The sequence below is a fragment of the Enterovibrio sp. QJM3NY_24 genome, assembly GCF_057786035.1.
Genome location: NZ_CM173520.1, coordinates 668,878 through 694,219, shown reverse-complemented (window position 1 = coordinate 694,219; position 25,342 = coordinate 668,878). Strand labels below are relative to the sequence as shown.

General features: G+C 46.8%; 19 protein-coding genes. 8 read left to right on the top strand and 11 right to left on the bottom strand.

Annotated features, from left to right (window positions below; all coding sequences use genetic code 11):
- Positions 1–120 precede the first annotated feature (120 nt).
- Positions 121–777: a glutathione S-transferase family protein gene (locus AC3CIC_RS19480; protein WP_488516783.1), complete on the top strand. Its 657-nt coding sequence runs from the start codon at positions 121–123 to the stop codon at positions 775–777.
- Positions 778–983: 206 nt separating this feature from the next.
- A complete protein-coding gene (locus AC3CIC_RS19475) occupies positions 984–2,090 on the top strand; it encodes a M20/M25/M40 family metallo-hydrolase (protein ID WP_488516782.1) in 1,107 nt (368 codons plus the stop codon).
- Positions 2,091–2,197: 107 nt separating this feature from the next.
- On the opposite strand, the gene AC3CIC_RS19470 is transcribed toward AC3CIC_RS19475, so the two are convergent.
- The 4 genes from AC3CIC_RS19470 to AC3CIC_RS19455 form a co-directional block, all read right to left on the bottom strand.
- Positions 2,198–2,800, bottom strand: a complete 603-nt coding sequence (locus tag AC3CIC_RS19470; RefSeq protein ID WP_016962530.1) for a LysE family translocator — start codon at positions 2,798–2,800, stop codon at positions 2,198–2,200.
- Positions 2,801–2,915: 115 nt separating this feature from the next.
- The gene (locus tag AC3CIC_RS19465; RefSeq protein ID WP_016962529.1) at positions 2,916–3,767 is read right to left on the bottom strand and encodes an AraC family transcriptional regulator; all 852 of its coding nucleotides are present in this window, start codon (positions 3,765–3,767) and stop codon (positions 2,916–2,918) included.
- A 164-nt stretch (positions 3,768–3,931) separates the two neighbouring features.
- Positions 3,932–4,282 carry a hypothetical protein gene (locus AC3CIC_RS19460; RefSeq protein ID WP_488516781.1) on the bottom strand — a complete coding sequence of 117 codons (351 nt, stop codon included), beginning with the start codon at positions 4,280–4,282 and terminating at the stop codon, positions 3,932–3,934.
- Positions 4,282–4,506: a hypothetical protein gene (locus tag AC3CIC_RS19455; protein ID WP_017003719.1), complete on the bottom strand. Its 225-nt coding sequence runs from the start codon at positions 4,504–4,506 to the stop codon at positions 4,282–4,284. The genes AC3CIC_RS19460 and AC3CIC_RS19455 overlap by 1 nt, the downstream gene beginning before the upstream one ends.
- 575 nt (positions 4,507–5,081) lie before the next feature.
- Here AC3CIC_RS19455 and AC3CIC_RS19450 point away from each other — a divergent pair.
- Positions 5,082–5,756, top strand: coding sequence for a GntR family transcriptional regulator (locus AC3CIC_RS19450; protein WP_488516780.1), 675 nt, complete (start codon positions 5,082–5,084; stop codon positions 5,754–5,756).
- Between the two features lie 49 nt (positions 5,757–5,805).
- The gene (locus AC3CIC_RS19445; protein WP_488516779.1) at positions 5,806–6,447 is read left to right on the top strand and encodes a class II aldolase/adducin family protein; all 642 of its coding nucleotides are present in this window, start codon (positions 5,806–5,808) and stop codon (positions 6,445–6,447) included.
- 52 nt (positions 6,448–6,499) lie between these two features.
- On the opposite strand, the gene AC3CIC_RS19440 is transcribed toward AC3CIC_RS19445, so the two are convergent.
- From AC3CIC_RS19440 to AC3CIC_RS19425, 4 genes are all read right to left on the bottom strand, one after another.
- Positions 6,500–8,968: a calcium-binding protein gene (locus tag AC3CIC_RS19440; protein WP_488516778.1), complete on the bottom strand. Its 2,469-nt coding sequence runs from the start codon at positions 8,966–8,968 to the stop codon at positions 6,500–6,502.
- A 360-nt stretch (positions 8,969–9,328) separates the two neighbouring features.
- Positions 9,329–12,193: an aminomethyl-transferring glycine dehydrogenase gene (gcvP, locus tag AC3CIC_RS19435; RefSeq protein ID WP_488516777.1), complete on the bottom strand. Its 2,865-nt coding sequence runs from the start codon at positions 12,191–12,193 to the stop codon at positions 9,329–9,331.
- Positions 12,194–12,208: 15 nt separating this feature from the next.
- Positions 12,209–12,586 (bottom strand): glycine cleavage system protein GcvH, encoded by a 378-nt coding sequence (gene gcvH / locus AC3CIC_RS19430; RefSeq protein WP_394209118.1) that lies wholly within the window; start codon positions 12,584–12,586, stop codon positions 12,209–12,211.
- 141 nt (positions 12,587–12,727) lie between these two features.
- Positions 12,728–14,128: an L-serine ammonia-lyase gene (locus tag AC3CIC_RS19425; RefSeq protein ID WP_488516776.1), complete on the bottom strand. Its 1,401-nt coding sequence runs from the start codon at positions 14,126–14,128 to the stop codon at positions 12,728–12,730.
- Positions 14,129–14,760: 632 nt separating this feature from the next.
- On the opposite strand from AC3CIC_RS19425, the gene AC3CIC_RS19420 reads away from it, so the two are divergent.
- The 3 genes from AC3CIC_RS19420 (at position 14,761) to AC3CIC_RS19410 (ending at position 17,656) form a co-directional block, all read left to right on the top strand.
- Entirely contained in the window at positions 14,761–15,393 is a 633-nt protein-coding gene (locus AC3CIC_RS19420) for a helix-turn-helix domain-containing protein (RefSeq protein WP_017003715.1), read from the top strand.
- A 119-nt stretch (positions 15,394–15,512) separates the two neighbouring features.
- The gene (gene gcvT, locus AC3CIC_RS19415; protein ID WP_488516775.1) at positions 15,513–16,631 is read left to right on the top strand and encodes a glycine cleavage system aminomethyltransferase GcvT; all 1,119 of its coding nucleotides are present in this window, start codon (positions 15,513–15,515) and stop codon (positions 16,629–16,631) included.
- Positions 16,632–17,047: 416 nt separating this feature from the next.
- Positions 17,048–17,656 carry a DNA-J related domain-containing protein gene (locus AC3CIC_RS19410; RefSeq protein WP_016962516.1) on the top strand — a complete coding sequence of 203 codons (609 nt, stop codon included), beginning with the start codon at positions 17,048–17,050 and terminating at the stop codon, positions 17,654–17,656.
- Positions 17,657–17,688: 32 nt separating this feature from the next.
- Here AC3CIC_RS19410 and AC3CIC_RS19405 read toward each other — a convergent pair whose 3' ends face one another.
- Positions 17,689–18,543 carry a DMT family transporter gene (locus AC3CIC_RS19405; protein WP_016962515.1) on the bottom strand — a complete coding sequence of 285 codons (855 nt, stop codon included), beginning with the start codon at positions 18,541–18,543 and terminating at the stop codon, positions 17,689–17,691.
- 248 nt (positions 18,544–18,791) lie between these two features.
- On the opposite strand from AC3CIC_RS19405, the gene AC3CIC_RS19400 reads away from it, so the two are divergent.
- Entirely contained in the window at positions 18,792–22,844 is a 4,053-nt protein-coding gene (locus AC3CIC_RS19400) for a hybrid sensor histidine kinase/response regulator (protein ID WP_488516774.1), read from the top strand.
- A 115-nt stretch (positions 22,845–22,959) separates the two neighbouring features.
- Here the strand turns inward: AC3CIC_RS19400 and AC3CIC_RS19395 are convergent, their stop codons facing one another.
- Together AC3CIC_RS19395 and AC3CIC_RS19390 are read right to left on the bottom strand one after the other, a co-directional pair.
- Positions 22,960–23,256 (bottom strand): DUF406 family protein, encoded by a 297-nt coding sequence (locus tag AC3CIC_RS19395; protein ID WP_488516773.1) that lies wholly within the window; start codon positions 23,254–23,256, stop codon positions 22,960–22,962.
- Between the two features lie 183 nt (positions 23,257–23,439).
- The gene (locus AC3CIC_RS19390; RefSeq protein WP_488516772.1) at positions 23,440–25,086 is read right to left on the bottom strand and encodes an AMP-binding protein; all 1,647 of its coding nucleotides are present in this window, start codon (positions 25,084–25,086) and stop codon (positions 23,440–23,442) included.
- Positions 25,087–25,342: the final 256 nt, after the last annotated feature.

The following is a 25,342-nucleotide window of genomic DNA, read 5'->3' as shown; positions in this document are numbered from 1 at the left end:
TGCAAATCCTTAGCATCAACAATTCAAATACAAGGTATCAAGACTATGCGTTAGAAACCTTCAGTGCAACCAAGCATACTGGTTCTGTCTTCACCCCCTATCAATGCAAAGGAGTGTGCAATGAAACTCATCATCGCAAACAAAAATTATTCAACGTGGTCGTTACGCGGCTGGCTAGCACTACGTGGTTTCAACATCGATTTTGATGAAGTTGAACTGGCGCTTTTCACCGAGTCTTTCTACGCAGAGATCGCTAAACACTCAGGTGCAGCGAAAGTACCTGTGCTGGTGGACGGTGACATCGCGGTGTGGGATTCGTTGGCAATCAGTGAATATGTGAATGATCGCTATCTCGATGGAAAGGGCTGGCCTCAGGACGTGGCACAGCGAGCCAAAGCACGTGCAGTGTCTGCAGAAATGCACTCAGGTTTTAATGCCTTGAGAAATGAAATGCCTATGAATATTCGTGGTCGAAGAAAAATATCGCCGTCGGCAGCATGCCTAAACGACATCGCCCGCATTGATGAAATATGGGCCGATCAAATGAAAGAGTTTGGCAATGAAGGCGGTTGGCTATTTGGTGAGTTCTCCATCGCGGATGTCATGTATGCGCCGGTAGTATTGCGCTTTATAACATATGGCGTGGCGTTATCTGCTGATGCGCAGAAATACGCAGAGCAAGTCATGAACAGCCCCGCCGTGCAGCAATGGATCAGCGAATCGAAATCTGACACCTCTATTGTCTCTGAAGATGAAGCGGGTGTTGAAAAATCCTAGCGTTGGCAAGTATGTCGGAGGAACAAAGCATCTGAAATGATGCGGAACAGGTACCATACCTTTGGCGGGCATTAGCCCGTCTTTTTTGTTCTTTTTTTGTCTGTCATTTTCTCAAATCGGCCATTTTATTGATGTAACCCATCTAAACGGTGCCTCATTTGGGTTTATGGTATTGCCTCATCTCGCAGAAAAGAAGTCGCACACCGATGACAACGATTAATCAAGAAAGACTGGTTGAGCATTTTATTGAGCTGGTGAAAATTGACAGTGAATCTGGCAATGAAAAAGCCGTAGCAGAAGTATTGGCTGAACAGCTAGGTCAGATGGGTTTTGAAGTCACAAAATTGCCTGTACCAGACGCCATTTCTAATGGTTTTAACATCTACGGGAAACTGAAAGGTTCGCTGAATGGTAGCATCATTTTCAGCAGCCACATGGATACTGTGACGCCAGGCAACGGCATTGAGCCCGTTATTGAAGATGGCATTATTCGCTCCAACGGCGAAACCATTTTGGGTGGCGATGACAAATCGGGTATTGCCGCTGTGATGGAAGCGATACGCACGATTCAAGAAAGCAGTGAAGCTCACAAAACGATTGAAGTGGCTTTTACGGTTTATGAAGAACTGGGCCTTGAAGGTGCGAAGCACTTCGACATGAGTATGATCGAATCGCAGCAAGCGATTGTCTTGGATTCAGGCGGCCCAATAGGCACGATTATTACGACTGCACCGGGTCAGCAAAGCCTAAAAATCACCATCAAAGGCAAACCTGCGCACGCGGGCTTGGCGCCGGAAACTGGCATTAATGCGCTAACCGTGGCGTCTGATGCAATCAGTAACATGACCCTCAGTCGTATCGATGAAGAAACCACTGCAAATATTGGTGTGGTGCGTGGAGGGCAAGCGACTAACATCGTGATGCCTGAGCTTTACATTGAAGCAGAAGCGCGCTCGCTGGATGACAACAAACTGGCGAAACAAGTTGAGCATATGGTGTCGACGTTTGAAGCCGCAGCGGAAAAGCACGGTGCAGGCATTCAAATTGAATCAACGCGTTCTTACAACGCCTACCGTATTTCTGATGACAACCCACATGTTGTTGCGATTAAAGCAGCGTTCGAAGCAATCGGCATTGAGCCTGTGACCAAATCTACGGGTGGCGGTTCTGACGCCAACGTTTTTAACGAGAAAGGCCTGCTGACGGTGAACATGTCGACAGGCATGGCAAAAGTTCACACGACGGAAGAGTTCATTGCGATTGCCGATCTCGTCGCTATCAGTGAGTTTGTTCGTTCTTACGTGACCAAATGATGCAGAGACTCTGTGATGTGTACAGACATTGAAACTATCACATGCAGTCCAACGTTGAAGTGAACATCGAATCACACTGGCCGCCTATTTAGGCGGCCTTTTTTATCTTATCCAAACCAAGGTAAATAAACGTGTTGGTATCCAATCTCAAACGCAACGAAGACAAGTAACAACGCCATTACGATGTTAAACACCCGAAAATACATGGGTTGTTCAATTCGTCTTCCTAGCAAACTACCTATTAATGAATAAGACGTTGGCGCACCGAAGGCCAACATGCTTAAGACGGCGATCCAAAATACACTGCTTGTACCGTGAATACCTGCGGCAGGAAACTGAATGGTGACGATAGGGAGCGTGGCAATTAGGCCTTTGGGGTTAAGCAGTTGCAGGATGAGCCCGTCTTTGAAGGTCAGATATTCTTCATTATCATGCCCCGTCAGTGTCACAGTAGCCCTTAGCAGTTTGTAGGCGATATAGAAAATGTAGCCACAACCAAGCACGCTGAAATATGGCAACGAGGATTGAGTGACCAGCGAGCCACCAATGAGGTTCATGGTGACAAACAAGATAAACATTGCTGCTGCAACCCCCACAAAATAAGGGATATTCTGCTTTGTTCTTCCGTGAATCCCCCCGTGAAGCCCGAGTAAATTGACAGGGCCTGGGGAGTACATGATGCCAAAAGCGTATGCCCAGAGTTCTAACATGGCGATCTTACCTCTTTATTGAAGGCGCAAAAATGACGTCCTCAGTGTGTTTACTGAAGAAATGAATGAGATGAATAGGATGGAATAGCGAGCGTAAGTGCTTGCGAAAAAGACGTTAGGTAGAGAATATCGGCGGCGGTAGCTGGCGGACCTGAATCTGATATTGTTTCGGCGTCATGCCATACACGCGCTTAAAGCGACGATTCAAGTGGCTGCTGTCAGCAAAACCGAATGCTTGGGCAACATCGCTGGAAAGCATGCCTGATCCCAATGCTTTTCTCGCCCCATTGATGCGGCAATTCAAAACATATTGGTGTGGTGTGATACCAAATTGGGCCCGAAAAAGCCGAATGAAGTGGAATTTTGATAGAGATGCAGCATTCGCGATGTCATCAATAGACATGTCTTTATCGAGATTACATTGGATAAACTCTTTGGCGCGAAGGAGTAGGGTATCTTGTCGGCGAGACGGGCCTAATTCGTCAAGCAGCCCAGCACAAGACACCATGGCATGAGAAAGCTGAAACAGCGCTGATTCCTGTTCAATGCGAGTGCTTTGTTTATCTTTGATTAACGAAGACATCATCAATGCTTGGTTGCGCAGCGCCAAGCTATCAAGACGGCAACCTTCAACGCGAAGATGGTTGGGGTCACGCACACCAAGTGCCTTAAACTGACTGTCTACGCTTTTGGGATGCACATACAACATCAGGTACTCAAGATCTTGTTGACCGCCTGAACTGCCGTCGTGGACATCTTCAGGATTAAACAGCAACACACAGCCAGCGGGGTTTTTGTGGTACGCCCCTTGACAGAAAAAATCTTGGCGGCCTTGTAATGTCACGCCAATCGAGAACTCTTCATGGGCATGCTTATCGTAGGCAAATTCACGCATATTGGCATCAAGTACGGAGACACCATCAAGGTGTTTGCTGTTAGCAAAATGAAAGTGATTCTCTGCGTTCACGTCGATTCCCCTGTGTGCCGATTTAACATCTTGGCAAAGTATAAGCATCGAAGGGCATCAAAACTTGAACAAAATTGCTCGATTTACGCCCAGCGGCGTCAAGACGTTTTGATGTAAGGCCTCGTCCAAAAGGAACTTGGCTCTTAGTAGGATGAGAGAAAGGATTAAATGTCTTGCTGAGGAAGGGCCATTTGCCGTAAGTGTTGGCGTATTTCTTTGGCCGAAGAGTCAGTCAAAACAACATTCATCGCACACAAAAACACGACAGACCCAGCAAGCCCAGCTGAGAAAAATGCGCCAGCGCCTAGGAACATGAAGCACTGAATAACAAAGAGGATAGCGACAAGCAATTGACCGGTTTGATTGTATGCCACGACAAGCATGTCTTTGGCGATGTCGTGCTTAATGGTAATCGGCAACACCGCCCAACCTGAATGCACGCGGACATTCCCATTTTTCATTGTCGCGTTAAAGCCGTTGTTATTGAGCAGGTCACTAAGCGCGCTTAACGCCATTAGATACCGCCAATACTGTCTGTGTACCCAAACGTTGAACCACAGCATGTGCATTGTTCGTAGGCGCTGCCGAGCATTAAATCCATTGAGTTCGAAAGAACAATCGTGGCACGTTGAAAGAAGGTGCTGTCTGGGGAAATTTTTCGTGGCTCGAGTTGGATGTGCATATGGAGCGTCACCTGCCCACAGTCCTCACAATAAAGCGTATCGTTTTGTTCTGCCATCTCGCCCTCCTTGGTTTCTTACTAGAGATACTCTACTGCAACATTTCATCATCCTGATGTTTTGTGCTGTAAAGGAGTATTCAGACTACGGTTTGCCGAATGAATCGGTAGTCTAAAAGCCTATTTTTGAGATCTGTATCAATAGAACAGTGAAAATATGGAGGTATTTTAACCGTATCGGATTCAATCAGAGGCTGATTGTTCTCTCCCTTCAAGTGCCGCCCTTGCTTAGACACTCCATCTATTCGTCTATCCATTCCTCATTCTATCCATGTAACGTATTTCTAGCGGCTCTAAAAGACAATTTAATGTATACATTAAAAATAGGAAAATTCTAAATTCGCAAAAATGACCTATGATTTTTATGACTTGAGATTGAGAGATTAAGTGATAAGCCTCTCATTTATTGATGTATATAAGTTAATAAGTGTCTTCAACTTGCGAAATTTTCACTTTCTAACAAAACTATCAATGTATACATAAAGTATGAAATACGTATAAATGGTCATGACGCAATGCGAGTCTTTCGGGGGAGGCATCTTCCACAGCGAAGCGCATGAATGTTAAGGATGGTGATGAGAAGAACGCTGACAGAAACGGCATATCAGGCTGTCAGGCAAATGGTTTTGTCCAATGAACTTGAAGTCGGGAGTTACTACCTCGAAGAGGCGCTGGCACGTCGTATCGACGTTTCACGTACGCCACTGAGGGAAGCATGTATTCGGTTGGCGCAAGAAGGGTTGGTTGAGCCAGTGCCAAGACGCGGCATCTATATCAAGCCAATCTCCTTGGATGAGCTTCATGAAGTGCTTGAGGTGGTTGCCGCGTTGGAGCTATTTGCCATCAGCCATCTTGATCTCCAAACGCTGGATGAAAAGCGTTGGGATACCTTAAGATTTCATCTTCAAGGACTTCATGACGCACGTGACCAGCAAAGCCACACTAAGTGGATGAGGCATGAAGCAGGTTTTCGTATGTCGCTGATCCGGTTAACGGGTAACAAAACCTTTTTATTGCTCATGCAGCGCATGATGGATAAATCTCGCCGTGTTCGGGCAATGGTTTCCAAATTAGGCGCAACGCCTTGGGATTCAGTTGATGCGTACTCGCATTTAGTCAGCGCAATTGAACGTGGTGACAAAGAAACGGCGAAACATACTCATGAAGCGTACTTACAGCGTTCCTCGGAAGATTTGATTGCTTTAATGAAAGGTATTACAGGCTTGATTGAAGCAAGACAGACTCAATAGACGTTTACGATATTTTTGGCAGTGACAATTATTTGGTTGGAGATGAGACATGTTAGAGCAGGGTAATCTACGGAAGCAGCTCGTTGATTACAGCCGCGAACTTTTTTTGCACAGACAAGGTGTAGAAGGGCGAGGTAATCTCTCTGTGTTGATGAGCGATGACACAGTCTTGATGACGCCAAACGGTTTGGGTCATGGAAAGCTGCAACCACAGTTGCTTTCATTAATGTCTCTAGAAGGTCAGCTCATATCCGGAGAGAAGCCGCAATGGGATGTTGAGTGCCACTTGGCTATATATCGTGCGAATCCCAAGTATCGCGCCATTGTTTCTATGCGTTCCAAACACATTTCAAAACTGGCAGACAACGAGAGCCTTAATCCGGAGAACGTTTTGCCTGCGTTTGCGCCGTTTGTTGCGATGCGAACGCCGATACTACCCCGAGTCTCGGTCACTGATAACAATGGAATCAGTAATGAGTTTTGTATGCTGGCAGAAAAAGCCAGACAGCATCATGCTTTGTTGACAACAAATGCGGGTTTAGTTGTCATGGGTGAAAACCTTAAAGGTGCTATGTATAACTTTGAAGAGCTGGAAGAAACGGCAGCACTAAGATTACAAACTCCAAATGAAAACCTGCAATATCTCAGTAATGAAGAGATTGCCGAGATTAAAGCGGTATTCGCACATTGAGAAAAAGGCCTGCGATGACAGGCCTTTGGGTGTTGGTTGAATTGGGTGAAAACTAAAAATCAGCGGTGATGATTTTGTTTTCTTCTAGCAGATTTGTAATGACGTCTTGTCCGAAGGAAGAAGATGCCATACCAAGACTTTCTGCAATATCGGAAACAGACAGACCAGAAAATTCGATTTGTTGGTCCACATCCGATGCATTTGACGCAATGGATAGGACGGCTTCATTGTCAGCATTGTTTTCAAGTGACACTAGGTATAGGCCAATATCTTCGTTTTCGACACTATCAAGAATATCACGGAGATCAAGTAGGTCGTCAGTCACTGAGTAGTCGTTGATGGTATCGAGGGTGTTTTGACCTGCATCGGTCTGTAGGAAAATAAACGTATCAGAACCTTCCCCACCAAACATGTCATCAGAGCCTGCACCGCCAGTGATCAGATCATTCCCCAAGCCGGCGTCGATATAATCGTTCCCAGAGAAACCACGCATGATATTCATGTCGTCGTCACCTACTAGGACGTTGTCGCCCGTGAGCCCGTCGATAATATTATCATCGACCAGATCATGCAGCGCAGCATCTGCATTGCCGCCAGAACGAATATCAAAGGTGCTTTCTATGGTTTCATCAAATTCATTCGCCAGCGTGAACTCAAACTGCTCTAGTACTTCGTCTGTGATCGCTTCCGACGTCAATCGATAGGAGTAGCTGCCTTCGTCATGGTTTTCATCATCACTGCCAAAAATGGTCAGTTCGCCACGCGAAGTTTCAACTACGACAGTCGCATCGCTCACTTCATAAACAGAGCCATCCACTGTGAACGAGGCGAGATGCCACTGACCAACGGCTTGTTCACTCTCGACCAAATTCCCTGTAGCAAGGAAGTTACCTTGGCTGTTGTTCACGACGGCCACCTCATCAAAAGAGGGGGCAGGGGTTGAGATGAAAGACGCGAACTCATTGTCTGATGCAAATTCAAAATTGTCATCGCTAAGCGTTGAGAATGCGATGTTTTCTAGACGAAGTATATTATCGCCAACCGACAGTAAGGTGTCGTCCCCATCTTGTGATAAATCAAGAAATTCGAACGAAAGAAGTCCCAAGGCTTTAGGCACCACGATTTTGTCATCGCGAACACTGAAATCGGTCACAGTGTCATTACCTTTACCGTCATAAACAACCACATTGTTACCGCTGCCGAGCGTAAGGGTATTTGTACCTTCACCACCATACACAGTATCGCTGCCGCTGCTGCCAGAAAGGTTATCATCACCTTTGCCACCGAACAGTAAGTCATCGCCGCTGCCGCCATTCAGACGGTCATCGTCATCCCCGCCGTCTAATGTGTCATTGCCGTTACCGCCGTAAAGCTTGTCTTTACCGTTGTCGCCAAACACGACGTCATTGCCATCGCTACCATAAAGGGTGTCGTCACCGTCGCCACCCTTGACAACATCGTTACCAACACCGCCATAGATCAAATCTTTGCCGTCACCACCAGACAGGCTATCGTTGCCTTTATCACCCCAAAGCTTATCGTCACCCTCGCCACCAAGCTGAACATCGTTGCCTTTGCCGCCATATAGCTTGTCATCACCCTTGTCGCCTTTGAGAATGTCGTTACCGACGTCGCCATACAACGTGTCTTTATCATCACCACCATTCATGATGTCCTTGCCGGTACCGCCATATAGAATGTCGTCGCCTTTGCCGCCAAACAGGCCGTCTTTTGCGTTGCCACCGTAAAGCACATCATCGTCGTCACCGCCGTACAGTGTGTCGGTACCTACGCTGCCATAGAGGGTGTCTTTGCCTTCATCGCCGAATAAGATGTCGTTTCCTTGCGAGCCGTAGAGTTTATCGTCTCCTTCCAGGTCGTGGGCGATATCGTCATTTTGTTTGGCGAAGATAATGTCGTCTTGTGACGTGCCATTTAACACGTCATCTTGAGGTGTACCGACGATAACGGAATCTGGACGATCTTCATCGTCGTTTTTATCTTTATCTTTCCCGTTGTTTTCGGTTTGAGAGTTGGTGTCGTTATTTTGATCGTTGTTGTCCTGGTTTCCTAATTGGGCGGCGATGTACGTGCTATATCTGGTAGACAGCACACCGTAAAACTGTGGAGGCGTGAGATTGACCTCTGGGTTTAGGTCTTTTGCGGCATCAAACAAGCTCTTCAGTAATGAGCCGTCGTCACCATTGAAGCCGGAAAAATCAGTCATCGAGTTGGCTTCAACGGGGTGGTTTTGAGCACTGACTATTTCAATGACTTTAGCTGGCGTACTGTCCGGTAAAACGATTTGTGTATCTTCATCTTTCCCGATCAGTAAGATTTCATCATTGAGTTCAATGACCTCGTCTTTGGTTTCTACGGATGCAGAGTCACTATGTTCACTAACAATGATGTCGCCTTTCTTAAGCTCATCGCCTGCCTTTAATACTTCCTGCTTGCCAGATGATGAAATGACAAATACGTTTCCTTCCACATCTGTAACGTCCAATTTGCGCTTTGTCATAACAACTCCAAGAGTCCATTAAAGTTAACTTATGACTCGAGCCTAGAAGTAATTTTAGGGATGTACAAATAGTGCAATATGCGTCTCATAATGAAGATGATTTTTGCGTATTTCTCATTATGACATTAAACAATAAACGTTTGTTTATTAGTGATTTTCCTGTGATTTTCTACTGTTTTTAGGTCCCAGCGAGGTGAAGGATGTTTTAAGTGAAAATAGAGAGTTTTTTGAGGGGGGGGGAATAACTGGTCAATATGGGGTTTTATCTAGACAAAGATAGATTTTGATCAAAAAGAAAAGGGCCATCGTATTCGATGGCCCTTTTTATATCGTTCTGCAGCGCTTAATGAAACAAGTGGATTACTCTTCCACGTAGCTTTCAATGCTAGGGCAAGAACAAATCAGGTTACGATCACCGTAGACGTTATCGACACGATTTACCGTTGGCCAGTATTTGGCAGCCTTCGCTTGTACGCTAGGGAAACAGGCTTGCTCGCGGCTGTATGGACGTTCCCACTCTGCCGACATCAGATCAGCTTGGGTGTGCGGTGCATTGACCAATGGGTTGTTTTCCAGCGGCCATTCACCGTCTTGTACTTTTGCGATTTCTTCACGAATAGCGATCATTGCATCACAGAAACGATCTAGCTCTGCTTTGTCTTCACTTTCCGTTGGCTCAATCATCAGTGTGCCCGCAACAGGGAACGACATGGTTGGTGCATGGAAACCAAAGTCCATCAGGCGTTTCGCGATGTCTTCTTCACTGATGCCTGACGCGTCTTTAAGTGGGCGAATATCAATGATGCACTCATGCGCAATACGACCATGTGTACCGCGGTACAGGACAGGGTAGTAAGGGCGCAAACGCTCCATCACATAGTTCGCGCTCAAGATAGCGATCTTGGTGGCTTCTGTTAGGCCTTGCTCACCCATCATGGCGATGTATGCCCATGAGATAGGTAAGATAGACGCACTGCCCAACTGCGCAGCAGACACCGCGAAGTTTGAGCCGTCTTCTACGTGGCCTGGCAAGAAGGGTGCAAGGTGCGATTTCACACCGATTGGACCCATACCTGGACCGCCACCACCGTGTGGAATACAGAAGGTTTTGTGCAGGTTAAGGTGAGACACGTCAGAGCCAATAAAGCCTGGCGTGGTCAAACCTACCTGTGCGTTCATGTTAGCGCCATCAAGGTAAACTTGACCGCCTGCTTCATGAACCAATTCACACACTTCTTGAACCGCTTCTTCATATACACCATGTGTAGATGGGTAAGTGATCATGATGCATGACAATTCGTTGCGGTGTTTTTCGATCTTCGCTTTCAGATCCGCCACATCGATGTTGCCATTGTCATCACAGCCGACAACGACCACTTTCATGGAAACCATCGAGGCTGATGCTGGGTTCGTGCCATGTGCAGAGCTTGGGATCAGGCAAACATTGCGGTGCGTGTCGCCACGGCTTTCGTGATAACGCTGAATGGCGATTAAACCCGCGTATTCGCCTTGCGCGCCAGAATTTGGTTGAAGCGACATGGCATCGTAGCCTGTGATTTCACAAAGCATCTTGTTCAACGACGTTGCCAGTTCGCCATAACCTAACGCTTGATTCGCAGGAACAAACGGGTGCAATGCGCCGAATTCTGGCCAAGTCACAGGGATCATTTCTGCGGCTGCGTTTAGCTTCATGGTGCAGCTGCCTAGTGGGATCATGCCGTGAGTCAAAGAAAAATCTTTGTTTTCCAGCTTCTTCATGTAGCGCATTAGCTGGGTTTCACTCTGGTGTGTATTAAACACAGGGTGAGTCAGGTAATCACTAGTGCGACGGCACGTTTCTGGAATCGCGGCGAATTCGTCTGCTTCCACAGAAGAAGCGAAAGGCGCAACGTCTGATTCGTCAGTCAGTGCTGCAACCAGTGCATTCACTTCTTCCAGTGTGGTTGTCTCATCGAAACTGATACTCAGTTGACCCTCTAGTTTGCGCAGATTGAAACCAGCGTCTTGTGCTTTTTGGAACAAAGCGTCAGTGTCCGAGCCAGTATTCAACGCGATGGTGTCGAAGAAATCATGGTGCGCTAGCGCAACGCCTGCGTGGTTAAATGCTGCTGCTGCCAAAGCCGTCAAATGATGTACACGACGTGCGATCTTCTTCAGGCCTTGTGGACCATGATAAACCGCGTAAAAAGCTGCCATGTTCGCCAGAAGTGCTTGCGCCGTACAGATGTTAGACGTGGCTTTCTCACGGCGAATATGTTGCTCGCGAGTTTGCATCGCCATGCGCAATGCTTGGTGGCCTTTGGTATCAACAGATACGCCAATAACACGGCCCGGCATGGTGCGTTTCAGCTTGTCACGCGTGGCCATAAAGGCCGCGTGAGGACCACCAAAGCCCATTGGCACGCCGAATCGTTGTGCCGAACCAATGACAACATCAGCGCCCATTTCACCCGGAGCTTTTAACAAGGTTAACGAGAGAAGGTCAGTCGCCACAGCAACCAATGTTTTGTTCGCTTGGGCAGATGCAATAAGCGCTGTCAAATCGCGCACTTGGCCCGTTGTGCCTGGGTATTGAAGAAGCGCACCGAAGACATCATGGGTCGGCAGCGTGTCTTCTGCACCAACAACGACGTCGAAACCCATAAATTGTGCGCGAGTCTTAATCACGTCCAGTGTTTGTGAGTGAACGTCGTCAGCCACGAAGAAGGTATTACTTTTGCTCTTACCGCCACGTTTACACAGGGTCATGGCTTCTGCAGCAGCTGTCGCTTCATCCAGCAGTGATGCGTTTGCGAGATCCATGCCGGTCAAATCCATCACCATTTGCTGGAAGTTCAGCAGAGATTCAAGGCGACCTTGGGAGATTTCAGGTTGATACGGGGTATAAGCCGTGTACCAACCTGGGTTTTCAAGCACGTTGCGCAGAATTGGGTTTGGCGTGTGAGTGCCATAGTAACCTTGACCAATAAAGCTTCGCTTAATGATGTTCTTGCTAGCAATCGCTTTTAGCTTTTGCAGCATAGCGACTTCGCTCAGAGCGTCGTCAAGATCCAGCGGCTGAGCCAAACGGATGGCAGCAGGCACTGTTTCTTCAATCAAGTGTTCGAGGCTGGTGGCGTTTACCGTTTTCAGCATCTCGTGCTGATCGGATTCGCGCGGACCATTGTGGCGAGTGGCAAACTCATTGTGAGATTGCAGTTGATCGAGTAGGCGTGATTCTGTCATGACCTGCGTCCTGAATTAGTCTTCGATAGTTTCTAGGTATGCTTCAGCGTTCATCAGATGATCAAGGTTGCTGTCATCTGCGAGCTTGATTTTTGCAATCCAACCGCCCTCGAAAGGTTCTTCGTTAACCAACTCTGGGCTGTCATCCAGATTTTCGTTAACTTCAAGCACTTCGCCATTTACTGGGCCGTAAATATCCGATGCTGCTTTTACTGATTCTACGAGAGAAAAGCCTTCGCCGACTTCCACATCACTACCAACTTCTGGCAGATCGACAAAAACGACATCGCCAAGAAGTTGTTGTGCGTGATCAGAAATCCCAACAGTGACAGTGCCGTCGCCGTTGTCTTTTACCCACTCATGGCTCTTAGAAAACTTCAGGGTTGCATCCATTTTTACATCTCCGTATGAAACGAGTTAATTGTTGTCCGCTATACATACAGCGGAAAATTTGGGCTTCCTTGGTGTTCAGCATTTCCCTCTGAACACCGATAAATTCTTCGTGCTGGTCAGGTTTTTTCACATCAACATTGGTTAGCAAGCGACCACATTGATGGCAATGGCGTTCGTTGCCAACCCGCCTTGGGACGTTTCTTTGTACTTACTCATCATGTCGAGACCCGTCTCGTGCATGGTTTTAATCACGCTATCAAGCGAAACATGGTGACTGCCGTCACCATTGAGCGCTAAGCGAGTCGCGTTAATCGCTTTCACTGCGCCCATAGTGTTTCGTTCAATACAGGGTACTTGCACCAAACCATTGATAGGGTCACACGTCAGGCCAAGATTGTGCTCCATGCCGATTTCCGCCGCGTTTTCAATTTGTTCTGGTGTCGCCCCCATCGCCGCGGCTAATCCAGCTGCTGCCATTGAGCACGCCACGCCAATTTCACCTTGGCATCCAACTTCGGCAGCTGAAATAGACGCATTGGTTTTGTAAAGCGAACCAATCGCAGCGGCTGTCGCCAAAAACGTTCGGATGCCTTCAACATTGTTTGGCGCAACAAACTTGTTGTAGTACGCCAATACTGCTGGGATGACACCTGCCGCGCCATTGGTTGGTGCCGTGACAACACGACCGCCCGCGGCGTTTTCTTCATTAACTGCCATGGCATACATGTTGACCCAATCGTTGGTGTCCACGGGCAAGCCATCGGTATCTTTCTTTACAATACGATCGTGTAGATTCTTAGCGCGTCGTTTGAGCTGTAATCCGCCAGGTAAGACGCCGTCTTGTTCAATGCCGCGCTCAATACAAGACAACATCACTTGCCAAATGGCTTCAATGTTTTGGTTTATTGTGTCGATGGTTGCGTGTTTGTCCTCATGTTTTGCTCGAGCGAGTTCGTTCACAAACATGATTTGCGCAATCGATTTGTTTTCTTCCTCACAATGTGCCAACAGTTCGACGGCACTGGTAAACGGAAAAGGCGGCTTGAAATCAGAGGCCAGCGCATCCGTTTCACCTTTTTCTACAACAAAGCCTCCTCCAACCGAAAAATAGGTCCGAGAGAGCAGGGCTTCAGCATTCTCACCTAAGGCTGTCAACGTCATACCGTTAGGGTGTTCGGGGAGCACTTGGTCAAAATGGAAGACCAGATCGGTATCCCAATCAAACGGAATAAAACGATGACCATCTAAAGGCAGTTCTTTACTGCCTTTGACCATGGCGGCCAGTGTAGGGATATCGTCTGAGTTGATGCTATCTGGCCATTCCCCCATTAATCCCATCACACAAGCAACATCGGTTGCGTGGCCTTTTCCGGTGAGCGCCAACGAACCATAAAGTTCGACACGCACATTCTCCACATTGTGGAGCCGTTCCTTTTCACGTAACGCAGAAGCGAATCGAGCGCTTGCCAACATCGGACCCACAGTGTGGGAGCTTGAAGGGCCAACGCCAATTTTAAACAGGTCAAACATGCTATGACTCATCGCACGTATCCTTGCTTTGTAGGTTAAGCATCACGGATACCGAGGTAATGGTTAGTCCGTGTCAGGTGTTGTCGTCCAGTTCTCATTGTTGCCCATTTCAGCCTGTGCTTTGCACATGTCTACTTTGGGTATAGCAAGAGTGGTTTATTATCGTTATTTCGACTTCAACATTTGCGTAACATACAACCCGTATTTGCGTCGTGCAAAACAAAATTTCCTATAGGAAACTCTCATTGTGATCCCGTAGACAGTTTTGCATTTAAGTTCCTTGATAGATGCATCAAGAATACCTAGCTTGCGCAAACGTTTGCCTTTTTACTATTTTGCTGAAAAGATTGCAATTAGCATTTACTTGTAAATAAATAATAATCATATAAAACAGTCACTTGATATTATCTCTGTTCGAGCGGTTATTTCTTGAGCTGTCACCCCATTGGACTTAGTCTGAAATTCTGTGCTGAACATCAGTGTTAAGCAAACCATGGTGAGTGAGTAAGTTTCCTATAGGAAACTTTTTGTTAAAAATGTTAACTTGGCCGTGTTGAGTAAATCTATTCTCGTGTAAAAATGGCGGCTCACGACAAATACGCCAACAACGTGCTTGATGAATTGCCAAAGGTGAGGGACGAAAAATGACAGACTCAGATGCACAGGATGTGTATCCGTCAGTAACCATTGAAAGAGCGAGTGGACAAGCTGATGCACATATTGCACCGCTAAAGTTAGGCGAGCGCCTAAAAGAAATTCGCACGAGTAGTGGGCTAACGTTAGAAGAAGCGAGCAAGTTAACTGGCTTGGCGCGCTCTACCTTATCCAAGATTGAAAATGAACAAATCTCGCCTACATTCCAAGCCATGCAGAAACTGGCGGCGGGGTTGAACATTGATATTCCCCAATTGTTTGCGCCACCGAAACAGCGCAAAGCGATGGGTCGTCGTGATGTCACGCGCATGGGTGAAGGCAAGATGCGCCCAACGGGAACCTATGAACATGAATTGTTGGCGTCGCAACTCACCAACAAAAAAATGTTTCCGTTCAAATCACGGGTTCGTGCTCGCACATTTGAAGAGTACGACGAGTGGATCCGTCACGATGGCGAAGAATTCCTATTAGTACTAGAAGGCAGCATTGCTTTCTTTTCTGAGTTTTATGAAGCGATTGAACTGAATGAGGGTGACAGCGTGTATTACGACGCCGCGATGGGTCACATGCTTACCTCGTCCAGTGAACAAGATGCCCTGATTTTATGGGTGACCGCGTCCTGATAGTGTCAGGTGCACACATATTTTAGCCCGTTAATATCTTTAGCTTGCGTACATCTTGAGCTTACAGATAGAGCGGAAATGCGAGAACGTCGGCTGACGCCGTGATCATGGAGTGAAACATGTCTCAGGATCTTTTGAAAACCCCGCTACACGATCTGCACATTGAAATGGGTGGCAAAATGGTGCCATTTGCTGGTTACGAAATGCCCGTTCAGTACGCGTTAGGTGTGCGTAAAGAACACATTCATTGCCGTGATAATGCCGGCTTGTTTGACGTTTCGCACATGGGGCAACTTCGCCTTCACGGCGAAAACGCGGCAAAGGCGCTGGAAGCATTAGTGCCAGTCGATATTATTGATCTGCCAGCAGGTAAACAACGCTATGCACTGTTTACCAATGAGCAAGGCGGCTTGATGGATGACTTGATGGTGACCAACTTTGGCGATCACCTGTTTGTGGTCGTTAATGCAGCATGTAAAGAACAGGACATTGCACATCTACGGGCTAACTTGCCTGCGGATGTCACGCTGGAACTGATTGAAGATCGCGCACTGCTTGCCTTACAAGGCCCGAAAGCGGCTGACGTGCTTGCCCGTTTGAACCCTGCTGTGGCAGACATGGTGTTTATGGACGCGGCAATGATGGATCTTGGCGGCATAGAATGCGTGGTGAGTCGCTCAGGCTACACCGGTGAAGATGGCTATGAAATCTCAGTGCCTGCCGATCAAGCCGATGCGTTTGCTCGCTCAGTGCTAGCGAACGACGAAGTCGAGTGGATTGGTCTTGGCGCGCGTGATTCACTGCGTCTTGAGTGCGGATTGTGCCTGTATGGGCACGACATCGACACCACCACTACGCCAGTTGAAGCAAGTTTGCTTTGGGCGATCAGCAAGCCACGTCGTGCAGACGGCGAACGAGCGGGTGGCTTCCCTGGTGCTGACATTATTCTTGATCAAATCGCCACCAAAGATGTGTCACGTAAGCGTGTTGGTCTCATTGGTTCAAGCAAAGCGCCTGTTCGCGAAGGCGCAAAACTGTTTGATGCCGATGACAATGAAATAGGTATCGTCACCAGCGGCACGTTTGGCCCAACCAAAGGTCAACCCGTAGCGATGGGCTATGTAGCAATAGCAAGTGCAGTGATTGGCACGGAAGTGTTTGCGGAAGTGCGTGGTAAGAAATTGCCGATGACGGTAGAGAAAATGCCGTTCGTGCCACAGCGCTATTACCGCGGTTAAGCACTGCGTGTAATCAGGTCGTTTAACGTTGTTAGCGATGCGGTGAAAATGATATTGCGTCACTTTTTTGCCGCTTTGTCACGATGCGTTTAATCTGATTAACGCTTGTCTATTGTTATCTAGTCAAAAGGCCAAAGCCTCGCTTTGGCCTTTTTTCTTTCTTCTCAACACCCTGCGCATATCTCACGTTTTTCACTAATCACAATGTCGAAAAATCTAACACTTAATCTCAAAACTGGCACTGAGTATGCAACCTCTGTTTTCTGAGTCTTTTGTCAATAGCGAGCGGTAACGCCAAACTGAAGAAGACAAGAAGTTGTGACTCATTACAGAAGAAAGCAATTTTGTAGGCGATTCACGTGATTATGGATTAATGTCTTATAAGTACGACATTAGGGCAAAGGAGAAATGGCAGTATGCTTGCAGAACAACGGGATGAAATTGATAACCCTCTGATCTGGCCGATACTTAGTGTTCTTGAAGCGTCGAATGAAAGCTGGAAAGTCCACTACCTAATGGCTGAACTGCAGAAAAATACCATCATGGACCACTTGGATGATGATCCCCAATTGGACCTGTTTAAGCGTAATTTTCTCATCATGAACGCGCTCTACCAGTTACAAGAGACGTTGCTTCCCAACCAATGGCTTCAAGTTGAATCCATGGATATTCGATTGATGTGGCGTGGAGCAGGGTCAGGTTTTGTCCAACATGAAGTGAATCGCGATGATCCATTGCGCGAATACTACATGGATTGGAAAAACTATGATGCGCAGACAGAAGACGTTCGAGAGCTGCTCAAGTCATTTTGGAAACGGTATCAGCAGCACGTTGGTCACTGCAGCGAAACTACCGTAGAACGGCGCAATGCGTTAAAAGCCTTGGGGTTATCAGATACAGCATCAAACTTAGAGATCCGCCGACAGTGGCGCAAAATGGCGTTGAAGTGGCACCCCGATCGCCCTGAAGGTGATGCTGCGACATTTCGTACTATGTGCGAAGCGTGGCAGAGTTTGCGCTTATAGGTTGGCATTCAACACGATGCCCAGCGTATTGATTACAGTGCGCTGGGCTTTTTATTGGACATTTTTCGGCTCTTTGCCGCCGAGAGTGTAAACAACACTAGCGTCAGCAAGATAATTCCACCCCCGATCAATACATTCTCACTCGGTACTTCTCCCAATGCCATCCAAACAAAAATCGGCCCAAGAATTGCCTCTAACAGCATGAAGAGATTGGCATGAGCAGCAGGAAGGTATTTCGGGCCAATGGAAATCAAGATAAAGGAAACAGGCACAACACCCGCACACAAAATGAGAATATATACCCACTCTTGCTGCGTCAGCGAAAAGGGCTCTGCACCTGCTATCAGCGCAATGGTCGCTGTACATAGTCCGCCAAAGATCAGGAACAGTTGAGCATTTGCGCTTTTACTTTCTCGTAGTACCACAAAATAAGTGGCCAACATCAATGCAGTGACTAACGCCATCATATTGCCAAACGACGCGTTCGGTAACGCCTTCCCATAAAAAACAAACACGATGCCAAAAGTCGCTGCAACTATCGCCAAGAGAGTTCTTGTGTCAATTTTTTCTTTTAAAAACACAAACGCAAGCGCTGCGCAGATCAACGGGCTGACATTGATAATAATAAGCGTGCTGGCAACTTGAGTGTGTTCAATCGATAAAACGAAACACACCGTGGAGAGAGAGAATGCCAAAGACCCGATCAGTAAATTTTTGGAAGGTTTTTTCAGTGCTGTTAGCGATTCTTTGGGGTTACGGACAAGTACAAATGCCGTAATCACTATTGCAGAGATCAGGCCTCGCCAGAAAAGCAACGTCCAACCGGATGCCTCAATTAATCTGATTAACAGACTATCGACGCTGAGTATGGAAATGCCAATTAGCATTGCCATCGTTCCTTTGTAAATGGGCGTCACTTTTACCTCTTCATGAGTTCCGTCTCTGTGCCAATCCAATGTGCTCGCGCAAACTCTCGTACTGCTCATGTTTGGATATTTTTTGAGCGTTACTCAGTTATGACGTGATTTATCGATAAGTGCAAACAGGCTTTTGCTTTTTCTCACTTTATCAACTGTCACTAGCGGTCTACGCTTATGTGATAGCGGTGTCACCATTTCGAGACTTTGGAGACAAAATGAGATCGATTCGCCACATTTTCTTCGCATTAATGGGGTTTATTCTCGTTCTTGGCGTGTTAACTATATTTGCAAACATACGCTCAGAAGCCCTCTCAAAAGACATAAATATCATTTATGAAAAACGCTATGAACAGTATGCGTTGGCAACAGAGTTAAAAAACAGCTCCGAATTGCTAACACAGTTTGCGCGAAATTATGCCGTCACATCGAACAATCGCTGGCGTTACTTGTTCGAGAATGTGAAAGCGGTACGTGATGGACAGCTCCCGCTTCCTGAGAGCTTTAATTTTGATTATTGGGCCCAGTTGTCTGATCCCAACTATGAAGTGCAAGCCCCTGATATTCCAATTCGTCCCGATTTCCCTTCGTTGTTCAGCCGCATGCGCGATTCGGGGGTGAGTGAAGCGCAAATGTCGTTTTTGACCCAAGCACTTATTCGATCGCAAGAGCTCATTTCCATTGAGCAAGAGGCAATGAATTTGATCCAAGGGAAGAAACGCACGGCTCGTGGTATTGAACGTGTCATTCCCGATCCTGAACTTGCGCAACAAATGCTATTCGGGCCAGAGTATATCCATGCAAAGAATAAAATTATGGGGCCTATTGGCGCATTTTATGATGCCATCGATAAAAGTTCCCATGCAGAACTGGATCAGCTGATTCAGCAACGGGCAAACATGGATGGCGTTGCTATATCGATGGCATTTTTGTTGATAGTAACTGTGGGAATGTCCACCGTCTTGTTGTGGTATCGATTCCTAAAACCGCTGGATAACATTCGTCGCGTTATCGTCAGCAAGGTGCGTGACAAGCAGTTTGAGTTCAAACTTGAGGTGGAAAGCCAAGGCGAATTGAAAGACCTTGCTGCTGCTCAAAATGAAGTGTTGGCTGAAATTGCCCAGAGGTTTGAGTTCAGCCGTCAAATCAAAGCGTTTTCAGATTTGATTCGGGGGTGTTCAGACACAAAAGATCTTGGCCTTCAAGTGTCGAACTTCTATTCACAACGCCTTGAGTTGCCATATGTTGCAATCTACGTTCTCCGAGGTGAAAAGCTGAATTTGGTGGGCGGCGTGGGTGTTGATGAAAAAACGGAAGAAATGGACGTAGAAGCCGTCTCTTTCCATCGCACGATTATGCTGACGAAAGAGTTTCTGCGGATCAGAAACGACAAAGACAAATTCGCGCTTGCATTACCTGCTGGTCACTTGATGTTGGAAGAAATGTATTTCATGCCCCTTATTGTCAATAACGACATGGTCGGGGTGTTGGAATTAGGGTCTGTACGTACTTTCTCTGACAAGGAAATTGATTGGTTATTAGAGGCGCAAGAAGATTTGGCCGTGGGCATTCAGCTCACCATTAACGCCGAGTTACAGCTCGAAGCGGAGCACCGTGTTTCTGAGCAGTTGAAGCTCAACCAGCAAATTATTAATGCGATACCAAACCCTACCTACTTTAGAAACACCGAAGGCTATTACATCGGCGTCAACGACGCGTTCACTGACTTTCTTGGCCTTTTCTATGTCGATGTCATGGACAAAACACCGTCGGAGCTATTTACCGAAGATGTCGCCACCATGTTCGATGAAAAAGAAAAAACACTGCTCGAAAACCCAGGCTCAAGTGTCTATGAGATAGAGCTTCCGAATGCCAATGGCGATGTCCGAATATTAACGGTGTATGAAGCCACTTATTACGGCGGCGATGGCGAGCCCTTGGGGGTTGTGGGCATGTTCGTCGATGTCACTACCCAAAAACGCCTCGAATCTGATTTGATTGCCGCGAAAGACCAAGCCACAGAGGCCAGTAAAGCCAAAGGGGAATTCTTGGCGAATATGAGCCATGAAATCCGTACTCCAATGAATGCCATATTGGGTATGTCTCACTTAGCATTGTTAACGGATTTGAATGACAAGCAACGTAACTATGTCGGCAATATTGAAAAAGCGGGTAAGTCGTTGCTTGGCATCATCAATGACATTCTCGATTTCTCGAAAATTGAAGCCGGTAAGCTCTCGGTCGAACACATCGGATTCCGCTTTAGTGAAGTGCTGGATAACATCAGCAACATCATTTCAGTCAAAGCGAAAGAAAAAGAGTTGGAGCTCATTTTCGATATTGACCCCGACCTGCCAGATGACCTCGTTGGTGACCCGTTACGCCTAGGACAAATTATTATTAACCTGACGGGTAACTCCGTTAAATTCACCGACAGCGGCGAAATTATTATTCGCGCCAGAAAAGTGACCGAATGCGATGACATTGTCGAAGTGCAATTCGACATTCAGGATTCGGGGATTGGCATGTCCGATGAACAGTTGGGGCGCTTATTCCAGTCGTTCTCTCAGGCAGATGGCTCTATCACGCGAAAATACGGTGGTACAGGGCTTGGTTTAACCATTTCAAAAAGCTTTGTTGAATTGATGGGCGGGCGAATTTGGGTCGCGAGTGAACCCGGAAAAGGTTCCACGTTCTCGTTTACCATTCGTTGTGGTCGCAGCGAATCCAGCATTAAAGAGCAGGTGGCTAAAGCGACCGTGCTCAATGATAAACGTGTGTTGGTTGTGGATGATAACCAAGCGTCACGAGACATCATGTATGCCTTGCTTGATAACCTAAATCTGCGCGTGGCGGCAGTCTCTAATGGTGAAGAAGCCGTGTTCGAAGTGCAATCTGCCGATCAAAGTAACGATGGCTTTGATGTCGTCGTGATGGATTGGAAAATGCCGGGCATTAATGGTGATGAAGCCACGATGCAAATCCATGCACTAGAAATCAATAAAATGCCGAAAGTGATTCTTGCCAGTGCCTATGGTGAAGATGCTGGGTTGATCGGTGACGATGTTCAGACGCTGTTTGATGCTGCTTTGGTTAAGCCAATTAACCCGTCTTCGTTGTTTGATGCTTTGATGGAAGCATTCGGGCAAGAGGAGCTTAAACTTCTTAATAGCCGTGACGCACATGAAGATGTGTCTGAAGAGATCGACTTTACAGGGCTAAAAATACTTCTGGTTGAGGACAACATGATCAACCAAGAAGTCGCCAAGGGTATTCTTGAGCAGTTTGATCCAGTGATTGAAGTGGCAGACAACGGCCAAATTGCACTCGACATGGTGCAGGAGCAACACTTCGACATTGTGTTGATGGATATGCAGATGCCCGTGATGGATGGGGTGACGACCACCAAGAAAATTCGAGAAATTGAGTCATTGGCGGGGCTGCCGATTGTCGCCATGACGGCTAATGCCATGGAACGAGACGTGAAGCAGTGTAAAGAAGCAGGCATGAATGACCACGTATCTAAGCCGATAGATGTGGATGAGCTTCTTACGACCATCCAACGGTGGACGACAGCGTCCAAAGAGGTGGTGAAATCGTCGGTCGTGCTCAACGTTCAAAAAGTTCAAGATGAAATTGATGTTCAACTTGCAGACATTGATCCACTGGTTCTTGATGCCAATGAGGGGATTAACCGTATCGGCGGCAATTCGAAAGCCTACTGGAAAGTTATGGGGGCATTCACAGATACGAAATTGGCCGTGATTGATAAAATCCGTCAGGCACTGGCTGATGAAAATCGAGAAGATGTTGAGATGTTTGCTCACTCTTTGAAAGGCGCTGCTGCCAATGTTTCAGCGAAAGGTTTGGCCGTTCTTGCCGGGAATCTTGAAGATCAAGCAAGCACAGATCTGAAAATGGATGCCAGCCTGATGGACAAAATCGAGGCGTGCTTAAAACAAATAAAAACCTACATTCCGGGTGAAAAAGAGGAAGAAGCGAAGCCCGTGGAAGCCGGTTTTGCGGGTTATACGCCAAGAGAGTTTCGTATTGAATTGGAGCAACTTAAAATCTTGCTCAATAATTTTGATACGCAGGCGGTTGATTTTATTACAGGTATAAAACAAAGCTCGAAAAGCATGGATGTTGATCTCGATACTGTTGAAGACGCCATTCGCAAGTTCGAATATGAAATCGCGGCGAAGAAACTTGAAGCAGTTATCGATACGCTGGGTGTGGATGAAGAGGAAAACACGCCGACATTGTTCTAACGTTGTTTTGGTGAGTGACTGAAAACAAAAAGGCCGTTAGCAGATTTAGCTAACGGCCTTTTTTCATTCATTGTGTTCAGTGATAGCAACAAGCACTAACAAGAATGATCGAGTTTTATTTTGCCAGTGCGCGGCTACGGAGTTCAAAAATGAGCTTCTCAGCACTGCATTCAAACTTAAGCTTCACGGTCAGTGGGTTTAACACCCACTCTGCGTTTTCATCGAGGTCATGAATCACTGCGTCATTAACTTCTTTCGCCAGTGACAGGTAAGCACGAAACTCAGCCATGGCGGCTGTTTTGTCCGACGCAAAGATTTCAACTTCAGCAGCGTCATCGCCTTCGCTGATCACGTAACCCATTTCTGCGGTCACGCCGCACGCATCACATACTTGATATTCTTCCTGGCTCATTGATCACTCTCTCGATGATGGGGATGAGGATAGTCTTTCGACTTTTCGTAATATTACTACATTTAACGCCTCGGTTTGTAGGGTTTTTTATTGGGTTATCGAGAGAAAATGAATCAACCTGTCGAATTGAACGCAATAAAAAACGGGCCAAAAGGCCCGTTTAGATGCTTGATATAAATAGGATTAGTCTTCCCATTGCACCAGTTTATCAGCAGGCCATACCGCACCGACATCATGGTATTTCTTTTCAAGCAGGTGACGACGGATTTTTAACGTTGGTGTTAGTAATCCGTTTTCAATGCTCCAAGGCTCTTTGATCATCAACACACCTTTGATTTTCGCGTGTGATTCAAGCTCCTTGTTGATGGTCTCAATCACTTTCGTCACGCGACGCTCATAGCGCGCGCGATCAAAGTTAGGGAAATCATGGGGGAGAGCCAGAAGAACAGGACCAGGCATGCCTGAGCCAACCAAGCACATCATTTCCACGTTACTGAGTTCAAACAGCCGCTTCTCAATAGGCACAGGGCTAACAAACTTACCTTTGGCCGTTTTGAACGTGTCATTCTTACGCCCTTGAATAGTGAGGTAACCCTCGTTATCAATATCGCCAATGTCACCGGTATGCAGCCAGCCATCAATGATGGTTTCAGCACTGGCTTCTGGGTTTTTGTAGTATCCAGCAAAAAGCCCCTGACTTTTCACAAGGATCTCGCCATCAGCAGCAATTCTCATCGCAACACCCGGGCCGGCATTACCGACGGTACCGATTTTGTCTTTTCTGAATGGGTAATTCAACGTGCTATAAGCAAACGACTCCGTCATACCCCATGCTTCAGTAATGTGTAACCCGAGCTTTTCATACCAGCTCAGCAGTGCTGCTGATACTGGTGCAGAACCACACCCGAGTACGCGCGCTTGGTCCAAGCCAAGGTTCTGCGCGATCTTCTTTTTAATTAAGCCAGAAACCACAGGGATCTTGAGCAAAATGTTGAGTTTCGCAGGAGGCAGTTTTTGCTGAATACGTTGCTGAAACAGCGTCCATAGACGCGGTACAGAAATGAACAGGGTCGGGCGGTGCATTTTGACATCATCAATAAAGGTATCGAGAGATTCAGGAAATGCAGTGCAAATGCCGGACATCATTGCTGTGCCAAGAATGTAAACACGCTCTGTAATGTGTGCGAGTGGCAAGTAAGAAAACAGGCGTTCGCCCTCTCGCATACCAATGCTATTAATCAGTTGTTGTGACGACCAAGCAAAACCACCGTGAGTCAGCATGGCGCCTTTTGGCAAACCAGACGTACCGGAGGTGTACACGATAGACATTAAATCGTCGTCTTGATGCTCTGGGTTCACTTCAGCTCGGCTATGTTGAGCAATCAAATCACCCCAGTCGTAACCGCAATGAATGGTGGGATAAGGGAACGCTATAGTGGGAAGCTTGCTACGGGTTTCTAGGGTCTCTTTCAGCGCTTTTGTGTCGTCCAATTTACCTACAAACAACAACCTTGCTTCTGAGTGATCGAGACAATGCCCAATGGTATCTGCGCCCGCGGTTGGGAAAATGGGGACGCTGACATAACTTCCTAGCATCAAAGCAAGATCGGTGATGAACCACTCTGCGCAGTTCTTCGAAATCAAGCCGATTTTATCTCCAGGTTCCAGTCCCATACCTCTCAGGGCAGAAACGATCCTCAGAGCTTGGTCAACAGCATCAGAGTAAGTGAAGTCCTTAAACTGACGGTTGATGATCTGGCGAAGAAAGATCTCATTCGGGCGTTCTTCAGCCCAGCGAAGAGCTTGTTGGTAAGGTTTTGGTTGAGCCATAAAGGACTCCGTATAGCTGTAGGGAATAGAGTAATAATTATAATTCTATGTTATCGAAGTGTTAAATTAAGGATTTCTATGTGCTTAGGTCAAGAGATTCATTTAAACACTTGTTCAAATTTTGATGCAGGTAACGCTCGCTGCATTTTGTTCACGTGTTGTTAACATAGAATAGCATTTTGCTTTCAGTACGTTACAGATTCATGTTGATACCCGCCCTCAAATCTAACGCTGTTCACGCTTCTTGGATTTTCGA

Bases quoted from the DNA above. Each gene is read 5' to 3' on its own strand.
- AC3CIC_RS19480 (WP_488516783.1), top strand. From the start codon at position 121: ATGAAACTCATCATCGCAAACAAAAATTATTCAACGTGGTCGTTACGC.
- AC3CIC_RS19475 (WP_488516782.1), top strand. From the start codon at position 984: ATGACAACGATTAATCAAGAAAGACTGGTTGAGCATTTTATTGAGCTG.
- AC3CIC_RS19470 (WP_016962530.1), bottom strand. From the start codon at position 2,800: ATGTTAGAACTCTGGGCATACGCTTTTGGCATCATGTACTCCCCAGGC.
- AC3CIC_RS19460 (WP_488516781.1), bottom strand. From the start codon at position 4,282: ATGGCGTTAAGCGCGCTTAGTGACCTGCTCAATAACAACGGCTTTAAC.
- AC3CIC_RS19455 (WP_017003719.1), bottom strand. From the start codon at position 4,506: ATGGCAGAACAAAACGATACGCTTTATTGTGAGGACTGTGGGCAGGTG.
- AC3CIC_RS19450 (WP_488516780.1), top strand. From the start codon at position 5,082: ATGAGAAGAACGCTGACAGAAACGGCATATCAGGCTGTCAGGCAAATG.
- AC3CIC_RS19445 (WP_488516779.1), top strand. From the start codon at position 5,806: ATGTTAGAGCAGGGTAATCTACGGAAGCAGCTCGTTGATTACAGCCGC.
- AC3CIC_RS19440 (WP_488516778.1), bottom strand. From the start codon at position 8,968: ATGACAAAGCGCAAATTGGACGTTACAGATGTGGAAGGAAACGTATTT.
- gcvP (WP_488516777.1), bottom strand. From the start codon at position 12,193: ATGACAGAATCACGCCTACTCGATCAACTGCAATCTCACAATGAGTTT.
- gcvH (WP_394209118.1), bottom strand. From the start codon at position 12,586: ATGGATGCAACCCTGAAGTTTTCTAAGAGCCATGAGTGGGTAAAAGAC.
- AC3CIC_RS19425 (WP_488516776.1), bottom strand. From the start codon at position 14,128: ATGAGTCATAGCATGTTTGACCTGTTTAAAATTGGCGTTGGCCCTTCA.
- AC3CIC_RS19420 (WP_017003715.1), top strand. From the start codon at position 14,761: ATGACAGACTCAGATGCACAGGATGTGTATCCGTCAGTAACCATTGAA.
- gcvT (WP_488516775.1), top strand. From the start codon at position 15,513: ATGTCTCAGGATCTTTTGAAAACCCCGCTACACGATCTGCACATTGAA.
- AC3CIC_RS19410 (WP_016962516.1), top strand. From the start codon at position 17,048: ATGCTTGCAGAACAACGGGATGAAATTGATAACCCTCTGATCTGGCCG.
- AC3CIC_RS19405 (WP_016962515.1), bottom strand. From the start codon at position 18,543: ATGCTAATTGGCATTTCCATACTCAGCGTCGATAGTCTGTTAATCAGA.
- AC3CIC_RS19400 (WP_488516774.1), top strand. From the start codon at position 18,792: ATGAGATCGATTCGCCACATTTTCTTCGCATTAATGGGGTTTATTCTC.
- AC3CIC_RS19395 (WP_488516773.1), bottom strand. From the start codon at position 23,256: ATGAGCCAGGAAGAATATCAAGTATGTGATGCGTGCGGCGTGACCGCA.
- AC3CIC_RS19390 (WP_488516772.1), bottom strand. From the start codon at position 25,086: ATGGCTCAACCAAAACCTTACCAACAAGCTCTTCGCTGGGCTGAAGAA.